Annotated in this window: 13 protein-coding genes and 1 pseudogene; 11 read left to right on the top strand and 3 right to left on the bottom strand. The window is 57.0% G+C overall.

Annotation, left to right across the window (positions count from 1 at the left end):
• The first annotated feature begins 25 nt into the window (after positions 1-25).
• Positions 26-1417, top strand: coding sequence for an amino acid permease (locus tag ACIPZG_RS19535; protein WP_400716221.1), 1392 nt, complete (start codon positions 26-28; stop codon positions 1415-1417).
• Positions 1418-1552: 135 nt separating this feature from the next.
• Positions 1553-2598, top strand: a pseudogene (locus ACIPZG_RS19530) (YhcG family protein).
• A 9-nt stretch (positions 2599-2607) separates the two neighbouring features.
• On the opposite strand, the gene ACIPZG_RS19525 reads toward ACIPZG_RS19530, so the two are convergent.
• A complete protein-coding gene (locus tag ACIPZG_RS19525; RefSeq protein ID WP_400716219.1) occupies positions 2608-3477 on the bottom strand; it encodes a LysR family transcriptional regulator in 870 nt (289 codons plus the stop codon).
• Between the two features lie 290 nt (positions 3478-3767).
• Here ACIPZG_RS19525 and ACIPZG_RS19520 point away from each other — a divergent pair, with 290 nt between their 5' ends.
• Positions 3768-5294, top strand: coding sequence for an MFS transporter (locus ACIPZG_RS19520; protein ID WP_400716217.1), 1527 nt, complete (start codon positions 3768-3770; stop codon positions 5292-5294).
• A gap of 115 nt (positions 5295-5409) precedes the next feature.
• Here the strand turns inward: ACIPZG_RS19520 and ACIPZG_RS19515 are convergent, their stop codons facing one another.
• Positions 5410-6213, bottom strand: a complete 804-nt coding sequence (locus tag ACIPZG_RS19515) for an HNH endonuclease (RefSeq protein WP_400716215.1) — start codon at positions 6211-6213, stop codon at positions 5410-5412.
• 685 nt (positions 6214-6898) lie between these two features.
• Here ACIPZG_RS19515 and ACIPZG_RS19510 point away from each other — a divergent pair.
• The 8 genes from ACIPZG_RS19510 to ACIPZG_RS19475 all read left to right on the top strand — a co-directional run bounded on the left by ACIPZG_RS19510 (position 6899) and on the right by ACIPZG_RS19475 (position 16938).
• A complete protein-coding gene (locus ACIPZG_RS19510) occupies positions 6899-8818 on the top strand; it encodes an N-6 DNA methylase (RefSeq protein ID WP_400716213.1) in 1920 nt (639 codons plus the stop codon).
• Positions 8815-10080, top strand: a complete 1266-nt coding sequence (locus tag ACIPZG_RS19505; RefSeq protein ID WP_400716211.1) for a restriction endonuclease subunit S — start codon at positions 8815-8817, stop codon at positions 10078-10080. The genes ACIPZG_RS19510 and ACIPZG_RS19505 overlap by 4 nt, the downstream gene beginning before the upstream one ends.
• Positions 10077-11027 (top strand): GIY-YIG nuclease family protein, encoded by a 951-nt coding sequence (locus tag ACIPZG_RS19500; protein ID WP_400716209.1) that lies wholly within the window; start codon positions 10077-10079, stop codon positions 11025-11027. Before ACIPZG_RS19505 ends, ACIPZG_RS19500 begins: the two co-directional genes overlap by 4 nt.
• A complete protein-coding gene (locus ACIPZG_RS19495) occupies positions 11020-11151 on the top strand; it encodes a hypothetical protein (RefSeq protein WP_400716207.1) in 132 nt (43 codons plus the stop codon). The genes ACIPZG_RS19500 and ACIPZG_RS19495 overlap by 8 nt, the downstream gene beginning before the upstream one ends.
• Before the next feature lie 153 nt (positions 11152-11304).
• Entirely contained in the window at positions 11305-14493 is a 3189-nt protein-coding gene (locus ACIPZG_RS19490; protein WP_400716205.1) for a type I restriction endonuclease subunit R, read from the top strand.
• Positions 14494-14772: 279 nt separating this feature from the next.
• A complete protein-coding gene (locus ACIPZG_RS19485; RefSeq protein WP_134743149.1) occupies positions 14773-14985 on the top strand; it encodes a hypothetical protein in 213 nt (70 codons plus the stop codon).
• Positions 14951-15538 carry a restriction endonuclease subunit S gene (locus tag ACIPZG_RS19480; protein WP_122554819.1) on the top strand — a complete coding sequence of 196 codons (588 nt, stop codon included), beginning with the start codon at positions 14951-14953 and terminating at the stop codon, positions 15536-15538. Before ACIPZG_RS19485 ends, ACIPZG_RS19480 begins: the two co-directional genes overlap by 35 nt.
• Before the next feature lie 5 nt (positions 15539-15543).
• Positions 15544-16938 (top strand): N-6 DNA methylase, encoded by a 1395-nt coding sequence (locus ACIPZG_RS19475; protein ID WP_400716203.1) that lies wholly within the window; start codon positions 15544-15546, stop codon positions 16936-16938.
• 198 nt (positions 16939-17136) lie between these two features.
• Here ACIPZG_RS19475 and ACIPZG_RS19470 read toward each other — a convergent pair whose 3' ends face one another.
• Positions 17137-18789 carry a DUF6119 family protein gene (locus ACIPZG_RS19470; protein ID WP_242788319.1) on the bottom strand — a complete coding sequence of 551 codons (1653 nt, stop codon included), beginning with the start codon at positions 18787-18789 and terminating at the stop codon, positions 17137-17139.
• Positions 18790-18911 lie beyond the last annotated feature (122 nt).

The raw sequence follows: 18911 nt of genomic DNA, 5'->3' as shown, positions 1-18911 counted from the left end.
TGTCAGCAAAAAGAGAACAACATCAATGAACACCGTGGGATCTGATGGCAACCTTGCACAAGGTTTCAAGCCACGTCATGTAACGATGCTGTCCATCGCGGGCATCATCGGTGCCGGACTTTTCGTCGGCTCCGGGCACGCCATTGCGGCAGCCGGGCCAGCCACCATTGTTTCTTACTTCGTAGCCGGCACCCTGGTGGTGCTGGTCATGCGCATGCTCGGCGAAATGGCCGTGGCACACCCCGACACCGGTTCGTTCTCCACCTACGCCGACCAGGCCATCGGCCGCTGGGCCGGCTACACCATCGGCTGGTTGTACTGGTGGTTCTGGGTGCTGGTGATCCCGATCGAAGCCTTGGCCGCCGGGCATGTGCTCAACGCCTGGTTCCCCCAGGTGGACAGCTGGATCTTCGCCCTGGCGTCGGTGCTGCTGCTGGCCGGCACCAATCTGTTCAGCGTGGCCAAATACGGCGAGTTCGAATTCTGGTTCGCCATCCTCAAGGTCACCGCGATCCTCGGTTTCATCGGCCTGGGTTTCGCCGCGCTGATGGGCTGGCTGCCCAACCGTGAAGTCAGTGGCTTGAGCGGGCTGATGGCCGAGTACGGCGGCTTTGCGCCCAAAGGCTGGTCGGCTGTGATCGGCGCGTTCATCACCGTGATGTTCAGCTTCATCGGCACCGAGGCCGTGACCATCGCCGCCTCCGAATCCAGCGACCCGTCGCGCAACATCGCCAAGGCCACCCGCTCGGTGATCTGGCGCATCAGCACCTTCTACATCCTGTCGATCTTCGTGATCATCTCGGTGGTGCCGTGGAACGATCCGCAACTGGCCGTGGTGGGTTCTTACCAGCGCGCGCTGGAAATCATGAACATCCCCAACGCCGGCTTCATGGTCGACCTGGTGGTGCTGGTGGCGGTGACCAGCTGCATGAACTCGTCGATCTACATTGCCTCGCGGATGATGTACTCGCTGGCCAAGCGCGGCGACGCCCCGGCCTTCCTCAACAAGACCTCCAAGGTAGGCGTACCGCGCGCCGCCGTGTTCGGCAGCACCCTGATCGGCGCGGCCATCGCCATCCTCAACTACTTCGCGCCCAAGGGCGTGTTCGAGTTCCTGCTGGCCAGCTCCGGCGCCATCGCACTGCTGGTGTACATGGTCATCGCCATCTCCCAGCTGCGCATGCGCCGCCGCCTGGAGCGCGAGAACGCCGAGCTGAAGTTTCGCATGTGGCTGTTCCCGTGGCTGACCTGGGCGGTGATCCTGTTCATTGCCGGGGCGTTGGCGGTGATGATGTATACGCCTGAGCATCGGGCGGAAGTGAGTTCTACTTTGGGTCTGGCGATCGTGATTTCCTTCCTGGGGATTGTCACGTCGCGGGGGCATGCGCAGCCGGTGGGGGCGCGGACGATGGGGTGATTGGGTTCACCGGGTGGTAACGGTGAAGGGCACCAGTGGAGGGTGCCCTTTGCTTTTTGAAACAGTTCAACCGGTCTGCTGAGCGCTTGGGTGGCATTAGACTTCCCCCTGATTTTTTGTACAGGGAGTCGATGCATGAGCGCGAAAAATAAAACTGCACAAGCGCCAAAGGTTTCTCTTCCGGTAATGGATGACCGATTCGAAGAAGTGTTGACGTTGATTCAGAGCGCCCGGCAGCGTGCCGTGCAGGCTGTGAATACCCAGCTGGTTGAAATGTATTGGCAGGTGGGGGCTTACATCAGTCGGAAGCTTGAGCGTGCTTTGAGTGGGGCGATGCGGTGGTGAATCAGTTGGCTCTTCACCTCGCGCAAACCCAGCCGGGCTTGCGGGGTTTTACGCGAGCCAACCTGTTTCGCATGCGCCAATTCTATGAAACATACGGCGGCGACGAGAAAGTCGCACCACTGGTGCGACAATTGCCGTGGAGCCTCAACCTCATCATCCTAGGACAATGCAAACGCCCAGAAGAGCGCGAGTTCTACCTGCGTATGGCCGTCCAGCAGAGATGGTCCAGGCGTGAGTTGGATCGACAACTGAAGTCTGCTCTATTCGAGCGCAGCATTTCCAGCCCTGCAAAAGTCTCGGCACCGCTGAGACAAAACTATCCAACGGCGATGGAGATTTTTCGAGACGCCTACATGGTTGAGTTCCTTGGGCTACCTGGAGGTCATGGAGAGGCCGATCTGCATCGCGGCTTGATGGAGCGTCTCAAGGAATTCCTGATCGAACTGGGCCGCGATTTCTGTTTTGTCGGTTCTGAATATCCGCTACAGGTCGGCAGCCGCGACTTCGCTCTGGACCTGCTGTTTTTCCACCGAGGCCTCAACTGCCTTGTCGCCATCGAGCTCAAGGTCGGTCGTTTCGAGCCCGAGTACCTGGGCAAGCTCGACTTTTATCTGGAAGCCCTGGATCGCAACGAGCGAAAGCCGCACGAAAACCCGGCCATCGGGGTGCTCCTGTGCGCCAGCAAGGATGATGAAGTGGTCGAATACGCACTCAACCGCAGCTTGTCTCCAGCATTGATTGCCGAGTACCAGACACGTTTGCCGGACAAGGCATTGCTGCAAGCCAAACTGCATGAGTTCTATACGCTGGGCACAGCAGAGGATGGTGATCGGTAACGGTGTCGTTCAGATTCCTTGGCTCATCATTTCGATATACCTGGTCACCGCCGGCGCTTTCTCAAAGCGCCGGTAGATCAGGCTCAACCATGAGCTGGCCTGGCAATCGGCAATACGCCGGTAGTTCACCTGCGGCAGGCTGATGCGCTGGACCACCGACTCCGGCACCACGGCGATGCCCTGACTCAAGGAAACCAAAGTGATCACCGCAACAAGGCTGCCAGGTTGCGGGCCTAGGCGTGGCACGAACCCACCCTGTGCCGCCACCTCCAGCGTCCCGGAAATCTGCTCGGGAAGGATGAAGTTTTCGCCGGCCAGACGTGATGCCGGGATCTGCTGCAGCTCGTTGATCCGTGAGCTGGCGGGCAGGGCGAGGACGAAGTCTTCCCGATGCAGGGCAATGGCCTCCAGTTCTTCAGGCAGCTCCATGGGCGAGCGCACATAGGCGAGGTCGAGCAGGCCATCGCGGACCATGCCGGGCAGTTCGGCCATGGGCAGTTCGCGGATGTTCAGGCGCACGCCGGGGTGCGCGTCGCTGAAGCTGATCACCTGCCGCTGCAGCATCCCCGAATACGCCGCCGAAGCCACGTAGCCCATTTCGATACTGCCACTTTCACCACGGCCGGCCCGTTGCGCGCCGAGCTGCGCGGCATCGAACTGGCGCACGGCCTGCTCCGCTTCGATCAGCAGCGCCTGGCCGGCAGCCGTGAGGTTGACCTCACGCTGATTGCGCTCGAACAGGCGCACGCCCAGCTCGCGCTCCATGTCCTGGATCTGCCGGCTGAGGGTCGGCGGGGCAATGCCCAACTGCTCGGCCGCACGGGTGAAGTGACCGTGCCGCGCGACGCAGAGGAAGTAGCGGAAATGGCGGATTTCCATGCGGTGTTACCTGCAAGCTAATGACGCCGGCCGTTGGGGCTAACACGCTTTGGGGCTGGTGGCGTTATGGTGAAGCAAACATTACAAGGCTGGTGTCTTGGCGGCAAAGATTGCCTGTGAGATTGCTGGGGACCGCTGCGCGGCCCATCGCCGGCAAGCCAGCTCCCACACGAACAACAGCGCTCTGTGTGGGAGCCGGCTTGCCGGCGATGGGCTGCAAAGCAGCCCCGGCGCCCCCCCAGATTGATCACACCCCCAAGCCAACCCGCTCTGCTTCCGGAGCCCCCGTCATGCCCTCTGCGCGCTTCACCCTCCTAACCGCCTCCCTGGTCTGCGCCCTGATCATCCTCGACACCAACATCGTCGCCGTCAGCCTCCCCAGCATCGCCCGCGATCTGTCCGGTTCCTTCGCCGATATCGAATGGGTAGTCAGCGCCTACCTCCTGGCCTTCGCCGCCTGCCTGCTCCCCGCCGGCAGCCTCGCCGACCGCTTCGGCCGCCAGCGCATGCTGCTGATCGGCCTGGCCGTATTCGGCGCCGCCTCACTCGCCTGCGGCGCAGCCCCCAGCCTGCTGTTCCTCGACCTCGCCCGGGCCGCCAAAGGCATCGGCGCCGCCCTGCTACTGACCGCCGCACTGGCCGCCATCGGCCACCGCTTCCACGAACCCCAGGAGCGCATGCGCGCCTGGGCCTTCTGGGGCGCGTGCATGGGCGCGACCATCACCTTCGCCCCATTGCTCGGCGGCCTGATCGCCAGCACCCTCGGCTGGCGCTGGATCTTCTACATCAACCTGCCCTTGGTCGCGTTGCTCGCCCTGATGGTGCTGCGCAGCATCGAGGAATCCCGCGACAGCGCTGCCGCCCGGCTTGACCCCATGGGCAGCCTGACCTTCGCCGGCAGCCTGGGCTGTTTGATCTGGGCGATGATCGACGCCAACCAGGTTGGCTGGACCAGCGTGGACACGATCGGTCGGCTGCTGGTCAGCGCCTTTCTGTTCGGCCTGTTCATCATGATCGAGAGCAGCCAGGCGCGGCCGATGATCGACCTGAAGCTGATGCGCAGCCCCCGTTTCATCGGCGCCTTGCTGGGGATGTTCGCCTACGCTGCGTGCGCTCAGGTGATGATGACCTTGCTGCCGCTGTACCTGCAGAGCGGCTTGCAGCTGTCGGCGCTGGCGGCAGGGGCGGGGATGTTGCCGTTTGCTGTGGCGATGTTGCTGACGCCGCGTCTGGGGATGCGGCTGGCTAGTCAGTGGAGCCCTGCGCAGGTGTTCGCTCTGGGGCTGGTGCTGGTGGGTATGGGCAACCTGCTGTGCGCCTGGGCGGTCGGCCACGGGGGCTACCTGACCTTTGCCCTCGCCAGCCTGGTGCTGGGGGCCGGGGCAGGGCTGCTCAATGGCGATACGCAGAAGAACATCATGGCTTGCGTGCCGCGTGAGCGTACTGGGATGGCGTCGGGGTTGAGTACCACCACGCGGTTTGGCGCGATTGTGATTGCGATTGGGGTGTTGGGCGGGGTGCTCGCGGCGCGCAGCGCTCAGTTGTTGCGTGAGGCAATGGCCAGGTTGGCGCCGGAGCAACTGGGCAAGGTTAGCGCCATGGCCACTCGCATAGCTGCGGGCGATCTGCCTGCGGCCCTGGCGATGCTCGACCCGAGCCTGCGGGACACGGTGGCACCGCTGGCGCGGCAAGCGTTTGCTGGCGGGTTCGAAGCCGTGTTGCTGACGGCGGGCTGTGTGGCGTTGGCCTTCGCCGTGGTGGTAGGTGTACTGCTGGGGCGGCCCCTTCCGAGCCATGGCGCGCTCGCGCGCGTATGAAGGAAAAGGCACCTGGCTGACAGGTGCCTTCCGGCCTTAGAAATCGGCTCTGAGGGTAACGGTGTAGTTGCGCGGGTCGCCGTAATAGTTGGCGGCGTTTACCAACCGCAGACAACTAAGGCTCGAACACCCATCGCCCTCGCAACATTCCTTTCAGCTCATCAACGCTCAGGGTCATATCCCGCTTGCGGTGGACCACCGCATGGCAGTTAGCGCACAACGTCACGAGGTCCGTCTCAGGATTCACGGCTTTTTCCCCACCAAAGTCCGAAATCGGTACTACATGGTGAACGTGAATGAATCCCTTCGCGTGCTCGCCGTAAACCTTTTCGAAGTCAAACCCACATGCCTTGCAGTCAAGCCCGTGGATAGCGATGGCCTTTACCCTTAGGTCTTTCCGGCGCTCGTAACGGGTACCAAAATAGGTTGACTTGCTGCCCTCATTGGCCGATTCAAAGGTCAATAGATCGTCTTCGGTGTTCGGCACCACCGCGTCAGCCTGCGAAGGCAGGAGCTTCGCATGGCTTTGGATGACGTCGTAATCGGATTGGGAAATGGGCCTTACACCGTCGCGCCAGTAGTTGCTCACGCGGGTGGCGGGGATGGTCTCTAGGTACTCTCCGTCGATTTTCGAGGGGACAGCGGTTTCGAACGGAGTGAAGTTTTCGATCAGTGCAAAAAGGTCACCCTTATCGCTGTTCCGATCTGAGTAGACTTTGCCGATGCGTGCCGTACCAAAATAATGCGGATCGGTGCTGAGGCGGACGGAAGCGAAGGCTTTGTCCTTGATGCGCCCTTTGTAGTAGATCACTTCGGTTCCCTGGGTGAGCCAGGTTTGATAGCGCTTGGGGAAGTGGTAGACAGCGCCTGTTTCGTCTTCCCACTGCGATGTGTCGTTTTCAACGATGACGACGGGCATGTCATTTCCTCTAGATTGATGGCAAAAGCCTATCAAAAAATAGGAAATTTCCTACCGCTCGTACTGAATATGCGCCCTCATACCACCGATTGTGGTGAGGTCGGCTGGTAACTGCTTTTGGAAGACCTCTCGCGTCGGTGCAGTTTGGTACGTCGATCGTGCGGTCGGCCGGCTCAAGGCAATATCCGCATGGCTCGAGCTCAAAAAATCAGCCGGTCGCAGAGCTGCTGGCGGGCATTTACTGGATTCCATGCACAAAAAAAGACGTCCGTGGACGTCTTTGATTGATCATTTGGTGGAGCCGGGGTGAGCTGAATTGATTACCCAGTAAACTGATTTAGAAGGGTATTTTTTGTTTGAAGATGTACTTGGAATACCGTTTGGAATAAAGCAAGGATCGCGTTGATGACGCGGAGAGGACGGTAGGTGCCGAGTTGCCCTCCATTAACTCTCAATAGTAGCCACCCGGTGAGTCGGGTGAGCTTTTCAGATTTGGAGTACGTCTGTAAGCGTAAGCAAACGTGCCGTGAGCGTTTCCTGGCCGAGATGAATGAAATCAGCACCTTAGCCGTATGTCGATACTGGCTCGAAGATATCCAACCGGTTAAGGTGTGGCATTGATCACATATACCTCACAGGGATGCGGCGAGCACGCCCTCCCTGCTTCTGTGTAAGGAACGTGCGCGTGAACCAGCAGACCCTGGCCCCCTTCATCTGGAATATCGCAGATCTGCTTCTGGGAGCCTTCAAGCCCTCCGAGTACGGCCGCATCATCCTTCCGTTCACCGTGCTGCGTCGTCTGGAATGTGTGTTGGAACCCACCCGCGGCAAGGTACGCAGCCAGTATGAGGCGATGAAGGCCAGTGGCGTGGACATGGACCTGATCTTGCCGACGACGGCCGGCGCAACCTTCTACAACGTCTCGCAGTTTTCCCTGGACAGCGTGGGTTCCACCAGCACCCGCGCCAACCTGGAAGACTACATCGCCAAGTTCTCCGCCAACGCCCGCCAGGTGTTCGAGCACTTCGCCTTTGACCGGTGGCTGGAGAAGCTGGAGAAAGCCAACCTGCTCTACCTGGTCACGCAGAAGTTTGCAGCAGTCGATTTGCACCCGGACAAGATCAGCAACCACGAAATGGGGCTTATCTTCGAGCACCTGATCCGCAAGTTTGCCGAGTCATCCAACGATGATGCCGGGCAGTACTTTACCCCGCGCGATGTGGTGCGCCTGGCCACCACCCTGGTATTTGCGCCGGATCATCAGGCACTCAACGGCGATGGTGTGGTGCGCACCGTTTACGACTGCGCCGCCGGCACGGGCGGCTTTCTGTCTTCGGCCATCGAGCAGGTCTACGAGTGGAACCCCAATGCCCGCCTGGTGCCCTACGCCCAGGAGCTAAACCCGGAAACCTACGCCATCTCTGTGGCGGACAAGCTGATCCAGGGCTACGACACCCGTAACATCAAGCTCGGCAACACCCTATCCGACGATCACCTGCGCCATGAGCAGTTCGACTACTGCCTGGCCAACCCGCCGTTCGGCGTGAAGTGGGAGAACGTCCAGAAGCAGGTGCAGGCCGAGCACAGCCAGCAAGGTTTCGCCGGCCGCTTCGGCGCCGGCCTGCCGCGCGTGGGTGATGGTTCGCTGCTGTTCCTCATGCACCTGCTGTCCAAGCGCAAACCGCTTGAGTTGGGGGGCAGCCGCATCGGCATCGTGCTGTCCGGCTCGCCGCTGTTCAACGGTGGCGCTGGTTCGGGCGAGTCGGAGATTCGCCGCTGGATTCTGGAGAACGACTGGCTGGAGGCAATCATCGCCCTGCCAAACGACCTGTTCTATAACACCGGCATCGGTACCTATATCTGGGTGCTGTCTAACCACAAAGACGCGCTGCGCAAGGGCAGGGTGCAGTTGATCGACGCCAGCGCCATGCATGCGCCGATGCGCAAGAGCCTGGGCAGCAAGCGCAAATACCTCTCGGACAAGCAGATTGCCGAGATCGCCAAGCTGCACGAGGCCTTAGAGGAAGGCCCGAACTCCAAGACCTTCGCCAACACGGACTTTGGCTACCGCCGCATCACCGTCGAGCGCCCACTGCGCCTGCGCTTCTCGGCCACCCCGGACAAGCTCGCCGCCTATCAGAACACCAAGGGCGCTGATCAGAATGAAGCCTTTGCCGGCGTGCAGGGCGAATTCGACAGCCTGGCGGCCTTTCTCCAGGCCGCCGGTATCAAGAAGCTCGGCAAGGGCGCGTTGAAAGCCGCATTGGCCTGCTTCGGTGAGCGCGACGCCAATGCTCAGCCGGTGCTGGACGACAAGGGCAATCTGCAGGCCGACTCCGACCTGCGCGAGTTTGAAAACGTACCGCTCAGCCAGAGCATCGCCGGCTACTTCGCCCGCGAAGTGCTGCCCCATGTGCCGGATGCCTGGATCGATACCGGCAAGACGGATGCGAAGGACGGCCAGGTCGGCATCGTCGGCTACGAGATCAACTTCAACCGTTACTTCTACGTCTACCAGCCACCGCGCCCGCTGGCCGAGATCGATGCCGACCTCAAGGCCGTGGAGGCCGAGATCGCCGCGTTGTTGGGCGAGGTGACGGCATGAGCCATTACAAGCCTTATCCGGCCTACAAGGACTCCGGGGTGGAGTGGTTGGGGATGGTGCCGGAGCATTGGGATGTCAGAAAGCTCAAATGGCTGGCATCGTTACAGAGCGGCGACTTCATTACGAGCGAGACAATCGAAGAAGAGGGTGAATACCCTGTTTATGGTGGGAACGGCCTTCGCGGATACTGCGCTGCTTTTACTCATGAAGGAGCCTACGCCCTCGTGGGACGACAGGGCGCGTTATGCGGGAACATCAACTATGCCGACGGCAAGTTCTGGGCTTCGGAGCACGCGGTAGTCGTTTCACCTTATGTACCCACTGCCATTCGCTGGCTAGGCGAACTGTTGCGAGCAATGAATCTAGGTCAGTACTCAATATCGTCTGCTCAGCCTGGGTTGGCAGTAGAGCGTATTATCGATTTGTTTCTGCCTGTGCCGCCGGAAAGCGAGCGCCAGATCATCGCAGTGTATATGGGTCGCGAAACTGCTCGCATCGACGCGCTGATTGAAAAGAAAACCCGCTTTATCGAACTGCTGCGCGAAAAACGCCAGGCGCTGATCACCCATGCCGTCACCAAGGGGCTCGACCCGAGCGCGAAGATGAAAGACTCCGGAGTGGAGTGGCTGGGGGAGGTGCCGGAGCATTGGAGCGTCAAACAGCTCAAGCATGTTGTTGACCCGAACTCTTCGATCACTTACGGGATCGTTCAAGCTGGCCCCGAGTATGAAGGTGGGGTGCCGTATATCCGTACTAGTGACATGAGTGGCGACGAGCTTCCAGTCAGTGGTTACCCCCTTACCTCACCTGAGGTAGATGAGTCTTATGCACGGTCAAGAGTGCGGCCAGGCGATATCGTCATGTCGATACGCGCGTCAGTCGGCAAGTGCTTACCTGTTCCGGACGAGCTGAGTCTCGCCAATCTCACACAGGGGACAGCAAAGGTCTCGCCGGGGCAGAACGTTACGCGAGATTTTCTGCTGGAATTTTTGAACTCAGGTGCAGCGCAGGTGTACTTTGAATTGATGGCCAAGGGGGCGACGTTCAAAGAAATTACGCTGGATGCACTCCGGCGAACGCCAGTGTTGCTGCCACCTAGAGATGAGCAGGTTGGGATTGATCGCTTTATTGCTCTGCATGTTGGGCGTCTAGATCGGCTTGTTCGGCTATCAGAGTGCAGCGTTGTAACGTTAAGAGAGCGCCGCTGCGCCCTGATCACCGCCGCCGTCACCGGCCAGATCGACCTTCGGGAGGTGGTATGAACCAGGGTCGCAGCCTGCGTCTATTTCTGGTGGATGGCACGCCCAATGGCCTGATCACTGCTGAGATAATGAACTGGACCGGCCATGTGCTGACCGGCCTACGCTCCAAATTGGCCGAGCTGGTACAGCGTCCCGAATGCGCGCGCACCGGCGTGTACTTTCTTGTCGGCCCCGACCCGGACGACAGCCTGCGTACCCGGGTGTATATCGGCGAATCTGATGATGTGGCCCAGCGTCTGAAGCAACATAACCGTCCGCAAGAGCTGGGTGGCAAGGACTTCTGGGAGCGTGTCTGTCTGATTACCAGCAAGGACCAAAACCTGACCAAGGCCCATGCCAAGTACCTAGAGAGCCAACTTATCCAGATCGCCAGTCAAGCCAGTCGCTGTGTAGTAGGCAATGGCACAGCGCATAGCTACACCAACTTGCCTGAGTCGGATCGTGCGGACATGGCGTTTTTTCTCGAGCAGATCCGCATTGTGCTACCAGTGCTGGGTTTCGACTTCCTGCGCGAGCTGATCAAACCCTCTAAGCTCGTTATGGCACCAGTCGAGCAACCGGTTAGCCAATCGCCGCGTTTTGCATTACAGCTTCCAAAGAGCAAGGAGCGCGCGCAAGCGCAAGAGGTTGATGGGGAGTTCTTTGTACTGAAAGGGTCCCGAGCTCGAGCTCAGTGGGTAGGAACTGCGGATCACAACTACCGGAACCTGTACCAGCAGTTGGTGAGTGACGGTGTCATGATCAGTGACGGAAGTGAGTACCTAATGTTCAAGGACGACTATGCCTTCAGTAGTCCGAGTGCCGCAGCAGCGGTTGTGTATGGTCGTGCAGCCAGTGGTCGAGTCTCTTGGCTGGTCGAGGGTAGTGGCGAAACTTATGCCGCCTGGCAGGACAGTCAACTGAGTGGTATCGGTGTGAAGCCAGAAAATGAGTTGCTCAGTGAATAAGATCAAGCAGCCGCAGCGGTTGAACCTGAGCTACGAGTACATCAGCAAGATTGGCCCGTCGCTGTGCGATGCCTTCTGTCGTGCCCAAGGCCAGGGTGCTTCGACCCTCTGTTGCTCTACCTGAACAAGAACGGCGTGCTACTACGGTGCCGACATGATTAGCGATACCAAAAACTGCGGCGAGTAGATGTGCCCCAGTTGTATCAGTGGACACGCCCGATAGACATTATTTGATGGGCCGTTCCTAGGTATGGCCGAGAAGTTAAAGGACGAAACGATGAGTCATATCCACCACGAGTGCGAACTGGAACGCCATATTGTCGAGCAGCTTGAAGCTGCCGGCTGGCTGGTGGGTAAGTCTGCTGACTATGACCAAGGGAGGGCGTTGGTCCCTGAGGATGTGCTGGGGTGGCTGGAGGCCAGCCAGCCTGCAGCCATGGATAAGCTCCGCGTCATGAATGGTGCTGGCACGCGCGATGTGCTGCTGGATCGGTTGGTCAAGCAGCTCGAAAATAAAGTCGAAGGCGGCACGGTAAATGTGCTGCGCTACGGCTTTGCTGTGGCCGGTGGCGGCACCCTAGCTATGAGCCAGGCGCTGCCTGAGGACGCGCGCAACGACACGGTGATCGCCCGCTATGCAGCCAATCGGCTGCGCGTCTTGCCACAGCTGCGTTACTCTTTGGACAAGGCCGACGAGATCGATTTGGCCTTCTTTATCAACGGCATTCCGGTGGCCACGGTGGAGTTGAAGACCGACTTCACCCAGTCAGTCCAGGCTGCTATGCAGCAGTACTGTATGGATCGCCGTCCTGAGCGCAAGAGCGGTGGCCTGGAGCCGCTGCTCACCTTCAAACGTGGCGCGGTAGTGCATTTCGCAATGAGCGACAGCGACATACGCATGACCACCAAACTGGCCGGGGATTCGACCTTCTTTCTGCCGTTCAACCGGGGCAACGATGGTGCCGCCGGCAACCCGCCGGGTGAAAACGGTAGTTACCCGGCGAGCTACTTTTGGGAGCGGGTGCTGCAGAAGGACAACTGGCTGCACATCTTCCACCGATTCGTATTGCAGGAGCGTAAGGAAGCTCAGGACGTCAACGGCAAAACCTACTTTAAAGAAGGCCTGATCTTCCCGCGCTTCCATCAATGGGAAGGCGTGACCAGGATGATCGACGCGGTGCAGGTAGAAGGGGCAGGGCAACCGTATCTGATCCAGCACAGCGCCGGCTCGGGCAAGACCAATACCATCGCCTGGACCGCGCATTCGCTGATTCGTGTGCGCCGTCCGGACGGTGAGCCGTATTTCCACAGTGTGATAGTGGTGACCGACCGCCAAGTGCTTGACCAGCAGTTGCAGGATGCCATCCAGCAGATCGAGCACCAGGCCGGCGTGGTATGCGCCATAGACCGCCAACAGTCGAATCTGCCCAAGAGCCAGCAGTTGGCCAAGGCCATGCTCGATGGTGTGCCGATTATCGTCTGTACCCTACAGACGTTCCCCTATGCGCAGAAGGCCATCCTCGGCGAGCAGAGCCTGCGCGATCGGCGTTTCGCTATCATCATCGACGAGGCGCACAGCTCCACCGGGGGCAGCACGGCGGATGACCTACGCTATGTACTGACCGGGCAGAGCGAGGCGGAGTGGGAAAAACTCTCCAAGGCGGACCGGTTGTCCGTGTGGCAGAGCTCGCGCTCGCGCCCAGGCAATGCCAGCTACTTCGCCTTCACCGCCACGCCCAAGCATTCGACGCTGAGCCTGTTCGGTCGCCCGCGCAATCCGGCGCAGCCCGTCAGCACCGACAACCCGCCGGCACCGTTCCACCTCTACACCATGCAGCAGGCGATCGACGAAGGCTTCATCCTCGATGTGCTGAAGAACTACACCAGCTACGAGGTGGCGTTCAAAATTGGCAGCGAGATGGTCGATGACAAGCGCGTGGACGAGAAGAGCGCCGGGCGCAAACTGGCCAAATGGCTGTCGCTCAACCCGGTGAATGTGGGACAGAAGGTCGAGCTGATCGTCGAGCACTTCCGCAAGAACGTCGCGCACCTGCTCGGTGGCCAGGCCAAGGCCATGGTGGTGACCAGCTCGCGTGCTGCAGCGGTGAAGTACCACCTGGCGCTGGCGGACTACTGCAAGCGCAAGGGCTATGACAACGTGCTGGCGATGGTGGCCTTCTCAGGTGAGGTGCCTAATACGGATGTGGAAGCGGCCAGCCTGCCCAAGGATCACCAATTCAGTGAAACCAACCTGAACCCCGGCCTGCATGGCCGCGATATGCGCAAGGTGTTCGACACTCCGGACTACCGGGTGATGATCGTCGCCAACAAGTACCAGACCGGCTTCGACCAGCCCAAGCTGGTTGCCATGTACCTGGACAAAAAAATATCCGGTGTGGAGGCCGTGCAGACCCTCTCGCGTCTGAACCGTACCTTCCCCGGGAAGGACAAGACGTTCGTCATCGACTTCGCTAACAAGGCCGACGAGATACTGGCGTCATTCAAGACCTTCTATCGTGATGCCCAGGTGGCGGACATCCAGGATCCGAACATCGTCTATGACATCAAGCAGCGCTTGGATGGCATGTTCATCTATGAGCAGGCTGAGGTGGAGGCTTTCGGTGATGCCATCGTCGATGCGAAGGTGACGCACCAGAAGCTGTTCTCGCTTACTCAGTCAGCCACCGACCGCTTCAACGGAAAGTTGAAAACGCTCAACGATGCCATCGACCAGTGGGAAAAAGCCTGGGAGAAGGCCCATGACGAGGGTAGCGACAAGGACATGGAATACGCCGATGTGCAGCGTTCGGAATATTGCAAGGCACGCGACGAGCTGATGATCTTCAGTGAGAGCCTGACCAAGTTCGTGCGCAGCTATGAGTACATCGCCCAGTTGATCGACTTCGGCGACCCCAGCCTGGAGGCCTTTGCCAGCTATGCACGCCTGCTGCGTAAACGGCTCAAAGGCATCACTGCCGAACAGGTGGATCTGGGTGACCTCAAGCTCAGCCACTACAAGATCAAGAAGGGCAGCAACCTCAGTGGCGTCGCCGTGCTGGGTGAAACACCTGGCCTCTATGGTATGACCGATAACGGCCTGCGCGACGCCCGCGACCGCGAGAAAAAATACCTTGCCGAGCTGATTGAGAAGCTCAACAACTCCTTCGGCAAGGACATTACCGACACTGACCAGGTGGCCTTCGCGGTGCACGTTTCCGAGAAGCTGCGCGCTGACCGCGTGGTGATGGCCCAAGTGCAGAACAACACGATGGAACAGACCATGAAGGCGGACCTGCCTTCAAAAGCCATCTCTGCCATCGCTGCCGCCATGAGCAGCCACACTAGTATGGCGACCAAGCTGCTCAGCGATGAATCGACACGCGAGGTGTTCCTGACGGTGGTGTACGAGCTGTTAAAGAAAGATCCTGGGGCAGAGCTCTTTGACCTAGCGAGGCCGAGTAAGTAGAGATCGGCTAGTCCTCAACCTTGAGGGGCAAGCGGCTTTGAAAGCGATTTGCTGTCGAATCGCTGGGCGCCCCTCTGGATTAGGTAGGGTGCATTTCATCTCGTAAGGCTTGTCTCTTCAAGCTGACCTTTTCGCGTACAAAAATGCAGAATGCATCAATACTGCATTGACGGCTCACTGGCATTCCCTTAGCATGGCTTCCAAGTCGACTGCAGTATGATTGCATTCTGCGATTGCAACGGATCGAATTGACTATTGGCAGACACGCAAGGAGATAGAATGAAACGAAAACGATTGAAATTAGCACCCCCGACGTATCTTTCCCTTGTGGTCTACCTTGCTCTCAGCCCCAATATCGAGGTCGGCTTCAATCGTTCGTGGCAGGTACATGCTGATGGCAGTGAAACTAGAAACCTGCAAGTAGATATAAAAAAATTTGAACATGGGAAGTTAATCAATGGTGGCGAAAAAAATACTCTCTCACATCGCTGATGTCTCATTAGGTCAGACTTTTCGGGAGCGGGCGGAGACAGACAGCCCCGAAAGCGGCGTTAGGTTGATTCAGATAAAGGACGTCCGGGAGGGGGAGCTGAATGATATAAATTCCCTCCCTTATGCTGATATCGAGCCCTCTAAATTGAAGGTTAAGCTCCTGGTCGGAGATTTGCTATTGCCGCTGAGAGGTATGCGAACTGAAGCCATGGTGTTTAGAGGGGAGAGCGGTAATGTCACCACAACAAACCAAGTCGCCATAATTCGCCCGAGGCAGGATGGAGGGGTGAGTTTGGAGTACCTCCATTGGTTTTTTAATTCAGCTAAGGGTAGTGTTTTACTTGAGTCCATACGAACCTCCGCAAGCATACCTAATATAAGTGTTAAGAATTTACTTGAAATATCGGTGCCAGTTCCAAGCCCGAAAAGGCAAAAGCAAATCGTTGATATTTATCATAATTGGTGTGCGCAGAGGGATACGTTGCGTAAGTTGATTTTTAATGGAGAGAATATGGTGGCAAGTGCTGCGCACGAAATATTGGGTGGAGACTGATAGGTATGGGCATTTCGTTTGCTGGTTTGAAAGCGTTTGTGCTGGAAAGTATTGAGCGTATGCGCTTGAGCGGAACGGATCTGGATGCAGTAAAGGTTTTGTTGCTCTTTATGGTCTGCAAAAAAGCACTTGATGAGGAGCGGAGTATTCAAGCGAGAGAGGGCTTGGTTAAAGACTCAGATATTGATGAGTTGAGCGATGTGGAGTCGTTGGCATCGGTTATTGCGCGGATAGTTGAGAGTAAATCAAATTCGTTTTTCTCAGATTCCATTCTAAGTATTTGGGGTGAAATACATCCTGTCCTCAGCTCTGATATGTCGGAGAGGAGTGAGTTGGTTAGGCTCTGGGATGAGTTTAGGTGTTTTTCTTTTGATGAGTGTAATCACGAAGATGGGTTGGCCGCATTTTTTGAGTGGTTCTTGGTAGAGTTGGCTGAGCGAAATTCTAATAAGGGAGGGTATTTCTTTACTCCTGACGGAATAGTAAGTTTGATGGTCCAGCTTCTCGATCCTAAAAGTGGAGAAAAGCTATATGACCCGGTATGTGGCTCCGGAGAGTTTTTGATAGGGGCTATCAATAAAGTTAAGGAGTCATCGGAAAGGAATTGGCTGTATGTTTTAGGGAGGGAAAGGTCTGCTGAGACAGCTTTTATAGCAATGGCAAATGCTTATGTCCACGGAGTTAGTGTGGATAGTATAGAAGTTTGTGATGCGCTAGCCCGTATGGATTATGAAGAGAAAATTTACGGAAGGTTTGACTTAGCTCTTGCAAATCCGCCTTTTTCACTTCGTCATTGGGATGGCGAAAGATCCGTTGACTTTCTGCGCTATGGGTTGCCTCCTCAAGCTAATGCGGATTTTGCATTTATCCAGAATGTCCTTTTCAGTTTGAATAAGAATGGTCGAGCAGCAATGGTTGTGCCTATGGGGGTTCTATTCAGAGGGGGAGTAGAGAGGGAAATCAGAAGGAGGATGCTGTTAGAGAATAATGTGGATGCCGTTATTTCAATTCCTGCAATGTCATTTTATGGTACTGCCATACCGGCGAATATTTTGATAATGAGGAAGTCTTCAGTCTTCAGTGATGTGCTATTTATTGATGGATCAAGTTTTTTTTCGAGAAGTCAACGCCTGAATCGTCTGGGGAAAGATGCGATAGAAAAAGTTTCAAGATTGTATGCAGAGCGAAAAAATATTAATGGTCTTGCTTGTTGCGTTCCTATTAAGGATTTGGAAGAGAATGACTGGAATCTGACGGTTTCTAGATATGTTGCCCCTCCTGCTGTAGAGGGAGTGGAGTCTATGGCTACACTATTGGAGCGACAAGAAAAATTGCAGTTCGAACTAAGCGTATTGCAGCAAGAGATGAGATTGCTGTTGAGTCGGGACAATATTGATTAGTTTAAATCGTGGGTTTCTGGCTTGCAGCGCGGTGGTTGAGCCGAGGAGAATTTTACTGACCCGACGTTTGCCGTGGGTTTGAAGTGGCAATTTATAGCAAGCAACTTGAAACTTTGATTTCAGGTAATAATCTGGAGAGAGTAATTGCGGATCTGTCGCGGTGTGCTTGCCCTGCAGACCTGCTGCTCTACCCTATCTCTACTCTTCTCCTTCGTCTTGCTCGTTGGCAGGTTTGGCTATGATCTCCAGCGCGACGGGAATATCGAGCTGATCAATGCGGTCCACGGCCGCCTGAAGACTCACCTTGCTGAAAAAAGGCAGATCGAGTTCACCATTCTTGTAGGGTTTGCGCATTACGCCATAGACGACGGTGTAGTCGGCTCGGACGACACGACCATTGATTGCAGGCAAGAGGCGTACAGCCTCGTTACGAAGCCCTCGCACTACGCTGCGAAGCTTCTTGCGAAAATCTGCATCGCTCACAAGCGCCTCCGCGCTCACCACACCTTGTGACCAAAGGTGGCTTATTGGCCCCGAAGAGTGGCCGTCCTTCAGATGGATAAACTGTTTATCGCTGGACAGAAAATCGCACGGTTCGATGTTGGCATAGCGTACCCCCAGCGGATTGATTTTTACCTGATCCAGGCATAGTAGGTCTTCACGATGCTCAACGAGATTTGCAATGAGCTCTCGCTCATTCCGACACTCGGTCGGCCCTATGATATCTACCCGAGGGATAGCCTGGAAACGAGCTTCGACCTGTCGTTTGAAATTGCGGTCTACGCTGTACCAGTGCCCAGCGAAAAGCACATAGCTGCGATCCTCATCATCCGCTCTGAGGTTGGTTTCGAAGGTAAAGCAGTGGTATACCCGCCACTGCTCCTTGAACACCTCAGCATCTGGGGCCTTGGCTTTGATGTAGTGGCGCTCGCGGATGTCATCAATCGTACCATCGAACTCACAGCGATTTAGTTCCGCCACATAGTCTTCGATCGACAGGCTGTGAAAATCTGTACCACTGCTGCCAAAGCCGTTGTAATGAAGGAGACAGCCTTCCTCATAGTCAACAATCTCTGGGGGGGCCATATGGAGCTCACTCTCATCCCCTGCTCGCAATGAGTTAATTGCCTCGAACAAGTGGCCGTCGAGGGTAGCGAGAGTCTCCTTTATCCGCACAACCTGCATGTTGTCGATCCACGGGAATCGCTGTTTGTACGTATCGCTTCGATAGACAGCCAGTACCTGCTCGCACTTATCCGCCAGAGTCTCTGACGTTAGTTTGCACGTAATCGAAAGAGTGTCACGGCCGGCTGCAAATCTTGCGAAGGACACATCACTGGGAGTACCACCCGCTACACGCGCGAGGTCTCTTAGAACATCTACTCCAAAGTCCTGCAAATCACTGTCTTTGCTAGCCTGCACTCGCTTCTGGAATGTGACGGCATCTGGTGTCGCCAGGTCCAGCGTCCGCAGTCCATCACGCGGCACTGAGTTAAGCGTGACCTTAAGGCCAAACTGGCGTTCGAATGCTTCGTCATTAAGAGCAAAATGAATATGCCCGAAGCAGATGGCGAAAATGCGGTCATCTGTAGGCAAAAACAGGACGCCTCCGGCACCGCTAGCAATCAGGTTCTCAGGCTGAGGCCCTGCTTGCTCTTCCAAGAACCCGAGCCAGCTTGGACGGCTCGTGAATAGTTGGCCCACAAACAGCTCGCCACCTTCCACTAACGGCCAGTCGCTACGCCTGAGCTGGACTCTTCCAGTACCGGGCGAATACTCGTCCTTGAACGCCTCCGCAATATCAAACTCCTCGCGTAGGAGCCGAATTGATAACGTCCTGACTTTTTCCACGTTAGGCAAAGCACTATTCCTTGTGTGTCAGCCAATGTCAGAGAACCAATTTAGCGTAGCAATAGGCCATCAAGCTGTCCAATCTACGTCGCGACTGTTCAATTCCTTGTCGAGTATCCATT

The organism is Pseudomonas sp. NPDC089395 (genome assembly GCF_044749525.1).
GTDB lineage: Bacteria > Pseudomonadota > Gammaproteobacteria > Pseudomonadales > Pseudomonadaceae > Aquipseudomonas.
The sequence above is the reverse complement of the archived record's forward strand: the minus strand, read 5'-3'. Positions and strand labels throughout refer to the sequence as shown.

Coding starts and splice junctions, on each gene's coding strand:
- ACIPZG_RS19475 (WP_400716203.1), top strand. CDS start 15,544: ATGGGCATTTCGTTTGCTGGTTTGAAAGCGTTTGTGCTGGAAAGTATT.
- ACIPZG_RS19490 (WP_400716205.1), top strand. CDS start 11,305: ATGAGTCATATCCACCACGAGTGCGAACTGGAACGCCATATTGTCGAG.
- ACIPZG_RS19515 (WP_400716215.1), bottom strand. CDS start 6,213: ATGCCCGTCGTCATCGTTGAAAACGACACATCGCAGTGGGAAGACGAA.
- ACIPZG_RS19525 (WP_400716219.1), bottom strand. CDS start 3,477: ATGGAAATCCGCCATTTCCGCTACTTCCTCTGCGTCGCGCGGCACGGT.
- ACIPZG_RS19500 (WP_400716209.1), top strand. CDS start 10,077: ATGAACCAGGGTCGCAGCCTGCGTCTATTTCTGGTGGATGGCACGCCC.
- ACIPZG_RS19485 (WP_134743149.1), top strand. CDS start 14,773: ATGAAACGAAAACGATTGAAATTAGCACCCCCGACGTATCTTTCCCTT.
- ACIPZG_RS19520 (WP_400716217.1), top strand. CDS start 3,768: ATGCCCTCTGCGCGCTTCACCCTCCTAACCGCCTCCCTGGTCTGCGCC.
- ACIPZG_RS19505 (WP_400716211.1), top strand. CDS start 8,815: ATGAGCCATTACAAGCCTTATCCGGCCTACAAGGACTCCGGGGTGGAG.
- ACIPZG_RS19480 (WP_122554819.1), top strand. CDS start 14,951: ATGGTGGCGAAAAAAATACTCTCTCACATCGCTGATGTCTCATTAGGT.
- ACIPZG_RS19535 (WP_400716221.1), top strand. CDS start 26: ATGAACACCGTGGGATCTGATGGCAACCTTGCACAAGGTTTCAAGCCA.